This is a genomic window from Bacillus sp. RCC_6_1 (genome assembly GCF_041360755.1).
In the GTDB taxonomy this organism is placed as follows: Bacteria; Bacillota; Bacilli; order Bacillales; family Bacillaceae_G; genus Bacillus_A; species Bacillus_A cereus.
Map to the genome: position 1 here is coordinate 1 of NZ_JBFUPV010000042.1, position 576 is coordinate 576.

Genomic DNA, 576 nt, shown 5'->3' on the forward strand with positions numbered 1-576 from the left:
ATGGAAAGATTGTCGAACACTGGGATGTAATTCAAGAGATTCCAAGTGAAGCAGCTAATGATAATACGATGTTTTAGATAGAAGATATATCTAATAATTGTTTAATTGATAGTGCTGTATAGAGTTTAGAAATTTAGATAATTAGTCATCAAATTTGGAAATCATTTAAAAATAGCATATTAAATGATGGCGCAAATTAATACGAAATAGCTCTTTAATAAAAAATCCTACTCATTAAAAAATGAGTAGGATTTTTTATTAAAGAATAGTGCTAATTTTGTGGTTCGGCACCATCTAAATTTGGAAACCATGAAAGTATAGGTACTCTATATCCACGTAAAGTAAAATCGTAATTTTTTCCTTCTTTTATGTTTGCTTGCAGATCCACTGAATGAAACTTCATCATAAGAAGGCTATCCTCATTAGAAATAACTTTTTCGGTTCCATTTTTTTGCTCAACCTAGTACAATCTTACCAATTTAAAAAAGACCACCATTACTGAAGTGCACCCCAATTGTTAGACACATAATTAACAATTGGAGGTGCATTTTTTATGGCTAAATTTTCTTCAAAAGA

At 29.7% G+C, this 576-nt stretch carries 1 pseudogene; it reads left to right on the forward strand.

Features of this window, described 5'->3' with window-relative positions:
• Positions 1 to 77, forward strand: a pseudogene (locus tag AB6801_RS31225) (nuclear transport factor 2 family protein); the annotation flags it as partial.
• Positions 78 to 576: the final 499 nt, after the last annotated feature.